The organism is Mesorhizobium sp. M4A.F.Ca.ET.022.05.2.1 (genome assembly GCF_003998845.1).
Classification (GTDB): domain Bacteria; phylum Pseudomonadota; class Alphaproteobacteria; order Rhizobiales; family Rhizobiaceae; genus Mesorhizobium.
Genome location: NZ_RZOJ01000408.1, coordinates 1 through 5,440, shown reverse-complemented (window position 1 = coordinate 5,440; position 5,440 = coordinate 1). Strand labels below are relative to the sequence as shown.

General features: G+C 63.2%; 4 protein-coding genes. 2 read left to right on the top strand and 2 right to left on the bottom strand.

Annotation, left to right across the window (positions count from 1 at the left end):
- Both EN745_RS29105 and EN745_RS29100 read left to right on the top strand, forming a co-directional pair.
- The coding region (locus EN745_RS29105; RefSeq protein WP_145992185.1) for a porin at positions 1-1,040 on the top strand (1,040 nt) is incomplete at its 5' end.
- Positions 1,041-1,283: 243 nt separating this feature from the next.
- Positions 1,284-2,357: a site-specific integrase gene (locus tag EN745_RS29100; RefSeq protein WP_126055726.1), complete on the top strand. Its 1,074-nt coding sequence runs from the start codon at positions 1,284-1,286 to the stop codon at positions 2,355-2,357.
- A 157-nt stretch (positions 2,358-2,514) separates the two neighbouring features.
- Here EN745_RS29100 and EN745_RS29095 read toward each other — a convergent pair whose 3' ends face one another.
- Both EN745_RS29095 and EN745_RS29090 read right to left on the bottom strand, forming a co-directional pair.
- A complete protein-coding gene (locus EN745_RS29095; RefSeq protein ID WP_127422828.1) occupies positions 2,515-3,405 on the bottom strand; it encodes an alpha/beta hydrolase in 891 nt (296 codons plus the stop codon).
- Positions 3,406-3,520: 115 nt separating this feature from the next.
- Positions 3,521-5,440: lytic transglycosylase domain-containing protein (locus EN745_RS29090; RefSeq protein WP_145992184.1), on the bottom strand; the 1,920-nt coding region annotated here is incomplete at its 5' end.

Below are 5,440 nucleotides of genomic sequence, written 5' to 3'. Positions count from 1 at the left end.
GCTCGGGCTACTTCTACATCCCCGGCACCGAAACCTGCCTGCGCATCGGCGGCTATGTCCGTTACGACATCGGCCTCGGCGACGTCGGCTCGTACGACGGCGCGTCGTCAGTCGACCACCAGGATGGCGACGAGCAGGACACCTGGTACAAGCAGGCCCGCTTCACGCTGAAGACCTGGACCGGCCAGGAGACCGAGCTCGGCACCTTGAAGACCTTCACCGAGACCCGCTTCAACTTCGGCAACCGCAACACCTACGGCATCGAGGACAATCCGGCGACGCTGGCGGATGAGACCTTCTCCAACCCGGCCGGCAACAAGGGCGTTTCGCTGAACTTCGCCTGGATCCAGCTCGGTGGCCTCCGCGTCGGTAAGGACGAATCGGCCTTCAATACGTTCATCGGCTACGCCGGCAACGTCATCCAGGATACGCTGGTTCCGTACGGTGACTTCGATACCAACGTCATCCAGTACTACTTCGACGCCGGCAACGGTTTCTCCGCCGTCCTCTCGCTCGAAGAAGGCTCGGGCGTCGTCGGCACGATCGACAGCTACGTTCCGCATGTCGTCGGCGGCTTGAAGTACACGCAGGGCTGGGGCGCCATCACCGGCGTCGTCGCCTATGACGCCAACTACGAGGAAGTCGCCGGCAAGGTTCGCCTGGACGTCAACGCCACCGACGCGATCTCGCTGTTCGTCATGGCCGGCTACGGCACCGACGACAATCTGTTGGATGACGCTGGCAATGCGATCGACGCTGGCGGTCGCGGCTTCTACAAGCAGTGGAGCGGCAACTGGGCAATCTGGGGCGGCGCCACCTACAAGTTCAACGAGAAGACCTCGTTCAACACCCAGCTGTCTTATGACGAAGGCAAGAACTTCGGCGCTGCCGCAAACATTGCCTACGACATCGTCCCCGGCCTGACGATCACGGCCGAAGTCGACTACATCAACGTCGGCGAAGATACCGTCTCCGATTGGACCAACGCTCAGGACGACGACGCCATCGGCGGCATGGTCCGCTTCCAGCGCTCGTTCTAAGGACTGGTTGTCCACAGGTGAAATCCAGCCCGGGCGCTCCAAACGCCCGGGCTGTTTTGTTTTCGTGACTGGGCTGGGCAACAGAAGGAAAAGGGGGTTCGGTAGCTGAATTGAAGTCTGCTCAAGCGATTTCGTGGGATCCGCCCTCCTGGCGGATGAGATCGTTTTGTCTGACTTAAACTCTTGAAAGGACGCTTCCGAGCGGATAGGTGTCGCCTATCCACGTGGGGGTGTGGCCAAAAAATGACGAACGAAGCGATTCAAGAGGGGGTGCCCTCTGACCATTTCGCGATCTTTTCTTCTCAGACTGCAAAAATAAAATACAGCTACAACAAGATAAGAGAAGTAAAGTCGTATCGGGTCGGAGAGCTGTTTTCAGCATATCGGGATATACTCTGGGATGATGGGCGACATAAATACAATGTCAGCTCTTTCATCGGCGAAATCGATGAGATCCTCCTCGGGGAGCGTTTCAGCGCCTTTGACCAGAGCACCCTGGACAACCTTATCGGAACCCTGCGCCAGCGCGGCAACAGCAACGCGACCATCAATCGTAAGATGGCCGCTCTCAGCAAACTGCTGCGCAAGGCTCACAAGATGGGGGATATCCACAGCCTGCCCGAGTTCCGCCGCCAGAAGGAGCGGGCGGGACGGATTCGTTTCTTGGAAAAGGACGAAGAGGCGAGGCTGTTTGCGGCGATCAGGAGCCGCAGCGAGGACGCTTACCGGCTCGCCGTCTTCCTTGTCGACACCGGCTGCCGCCTCGGCGAGGCGCTCGGCCTGATCTGGAACGACATCCAGGAGCACCGCGTCTCCTTCTGGATCACCAAGTCCGGTCGCAGCCGGACCATTCCGATGACCGCTCGCGTCAAGGAAGTCATCAAGCTGCCAGTCACCGAGGGACGCCGTCCCAAGGGCCCCTTCACCACGTTCAGCCAGGCGCAATTCCGCGCCATCTGGAATGAGGCGAAGGGCGAGGTTGGCCTTGCCGCCGACGAACAGGTGGTGCCGCACATACTGCGCCACACCTGCGCCTCGCGACTCGTCCAGGGCGGCATCGACATCAGGCGCGTGCAGATGTGGCTCGGCCACCAGACGCTGTCGATGACCATGCGCTACGCGCATCTCGCCACCAACGACCTTGACGGCTGCGTCTTCGTGCTGGAAACGCCGCGCAACGACGGGGCGGCGAAGGGCGCGGAAAATTCCATGTTTTCTTCGCCCTTGACCACGCCCACATCCTCAAAGCCGGCGCGTAAGCCGAAGCGCGAAGCGGCTGCGGTGAAAGCAGCCGGGAAAAGTTCCAGGGCCAACTAGCTCGTTTCCTTCTCCCCGTTCACTGGGAGAAGGTGCCGAAGGGGGATGAGGGGCGGCGCCGACGTTCAGAACCGGTTGCCGTAATTCCGGAAGCGATTGCCTTTCTAAGTGTTTCTATACTGTTGCAATAGCTCATCGGCCGATTTTGAACTTTGGATTACTTCTTTTGGATTTTCCGCTCCGCCCGATCCAGGAACGCGGCGATGGCGACAGGCAAGGTGCCCGTTTCGAGGAACGGCGCATGACCCTGGCCCTCGACCGTGATTGCTTCCATGCCGGGATGGCGCTTTTGCATCTCCGCAAGCGTTGCTGCTGACAGCAGCTTGGAGTTTGCGCCACGTATGGCAAGCAGCGGCAACGCCGTGAGCGCCTCGAATTGCGGCCACAGATCGGGCAGCGGCTTGCTGAAGTCGAGACCGGCCAGCGTATCGACCAGCCTTGGGTCGAAATCCGACATCAGCCCGGCGTCGGTCTCGCGATAGAGCGCCGACACCATTCGCTCCCAATCCGCTTCGGTCAGTGCCGGAAAGTCTGCGCCATGCACGCCGCGCTGGGCACTGAGTGCCTCGGTAAACGTCCTCGGCTTCGGTGCGCCGTCGAGATAGGAGCGTATATGGGCGAGGCCGGGCGCCTCGATCACCGGGCCGATGTCATTCAGAACGACGGCCTTCAGCACCGCCGGCGCGATCGCGCCGAGGACATGGATGATCAGCCCGCCGCGCGAGGTGCCGATGAAACCGGCGTCCTCGATGTCCAGTGCCGCCAGCCCGGCCAGGACATCGCCGGCCTCGACGCCGACAGTGTAATGGCTGATATCAGGGTCATAGGCCGATTGCCCGCGCCCGCGATAGTCGAAGGCGACAACCCTGCGCTCGGTTTGGCTCGACAGGCGCAGTGCCAATTCGTGGAAGTCGCGCGCGTTGCGGGTGAGGCCGGGCAGGCAGACGACAGGCCAATGTGGGGAATCGGTCCCGCCATAGAGTCGCGCGTGAAGCCTGAGCCCATCCGGCGCATCATAGAAGAAGTCGGAGAAACCTTCGTTTGGCATGCGGACGCGATTCCTCGCCATTGTCGGATCGTCCGCGAGTGCTACAGGCGGGGGCGGGGGGCGGTCAAATCCAGCGAGGCTGTTCCCCTCTTCTCTTGTGGGAGAAGGGAGCGACTCAACTCCGCCCATTCACCAGATCTCCGACGATGTCGTACTTCCCGGAAATACGCATCTTGTAGACCTCGTAATTCTCCATCACGCGCTGCACGTAGCTTCTTGTTTCCGTGTAGGGAATCCGCTCAATCCAGTCGACGACGGCATCCGTGTCCTTGCCGCGCGGGTCGCCGTATTTGGCCACCCATTGGGCGGCGCGGTTGGGACCCGCATTGTAGCCGGCAAAAGTCAGCACGTAGGAGCCGCTGAAGCGGTCGAGTTGCTCGCCGAGGAAAGCGGCGCCCAGCGTCGCATTATAGCCGGCGTCGCTGGTCAGCCGCGTCTGCGAGAACGTCAGCCCGGCCTTCTTCGCCAATTGCCTGGCCGTGCCCGGCATCAATTGCAGCAGCCCGCGCGCGCCGGCGCTGGAGATCGCGCCGACATTGAACTCGCTTTCCTGGCGCGCGATCGCATAGGCCAGCGCCTTGCCGGACCCGGAAATGTCGGCGGTGTCGGGGATGACGCCAAGCGGGTGCGACAGCGCGCCGACATCGATGCCGCGCGCGGCGGCGATCTTGCCGACCTTCAGCGCCATGAAATGGTTGCCCTGCTTTTCGGCGAGCACGGCAAGCAGCGCCAGCTCGCCGGGGCTGGTCAACTGCCCGGCAAGGTCGCGATAGAGCGTCTCGGCATAGCGGTCATAGCCCGCCTCCTGCAGCCGCTTGATGGCGCTGACCGCCTCGCGGCCGGCAAAATTCTGCCGGTCGGCGGCACTTGGCTGCGGATAGGCGATGTTGAGAGTCCGCAAGCCCACGCGCTCGCCGGCGAGCTGGCCGTAGAAAGTGGTGCCATAGGCAGCCGCGCGGGTGAAATACGCCTTCGCGTCGCCGGGCCCGCCCACTTCGGCCGCGCGGCCGAGCCAGTAATAGGCGCGCGACAGCGACACCGGCCCCTGCGCGAGGTCGGCGATGCGTGCGAAGTGGGTAGCCGCGGTAGCCGGGTCGTTGAGGCCGCGCAGCGCATACCAACCGGCGTGGAACTCGGCCTCTGCGGCGCTGGCTGGGCTTTCGGCCGCGTGCATGGAGACGATTTTGTAGGCCGTCTTCATGTCGCCCTGGTCGACCAGCTCGCGCGACAGCACCCGGCGTTCCACCCACCAGGCGTCGGGATCGACCAGTGCCTCGCGATCGGTCGGCGCTTTCATCACGACTGTGGCGGCGTCGGCGAATTTCTGCTGCTTGCGCAGATATTCGGCCTCGGCAAAGAAATAGCCGGCCTGACGCTGCGCCGCGGGCACGGACTTGAGCAGCTTGGCCGCGTTCTTGTCGCCACGGCTGGCCGCCGTCCAGGCATCGGCCAGCGGCTGGGCGCCTGCGAGCGCTGCCACGCGCAGCGCCGAGGAAGGCCGATCGGCATAGAACATGCGTTCCATGCGGAAGCGGTGGTCGGCGGCGGGAATGAGCGTGCCGAACTCCTTGATGATGGTCGCCTCGTCCTTGGCTTCCAGTCTTTCCGTTCGCCAGAACGGCGACAGCACTGAGCGCGCCGCCTTGGCGTTGCCAATGGCGACATAGGAGCGGGCAAGGATGATCACCCCTTCCGGGGTCAGCGGCTGGCTGCCCTTGAACGCCTGCACCACGACCTGCGGCGAGGGGTTCTCGCGATAGAGCGCGCGCTCGCTGTTCTTGCGCAGCGCGATCGTGCCCGGCCAGTTCGGCAGCATCTGTGCGGCATCGGCGATATCGCCGCTCGGCACCTGGTCGCCACCATAGAGCGCGATCGCCCAGGCCAATATATGGCGGTCGAGCGAATTGGCGGGCAGCACCTCGCGCACCTGGCGCGCGCCGGCAATGTCGTTGGCTGCCAGCCTGTCGAGGCCGCCCTTCAAAAGCGCGACATCTGTCGAAAGAGAGGCGGGGGCATCCGGCCGGCCCTGATAGGC

Excerpts from the sequence above, each read along its gene's own strand:
- EN745_RS29100 (WP_126055726.1), top strand. The coding sequence starts at position 1,284 with ATGACGAACGAAGCGATTCAAGAGGGGGTGCCCTCTGACCATTTCGCG.
- EN745_RS29095 (WP_127422828.1), bottom strand. The coding sequence starts at position 3,405 with ATGCCAAACGAAGGTTTCTCCGACTTCTTCTATGATGCGCCGGATGGG.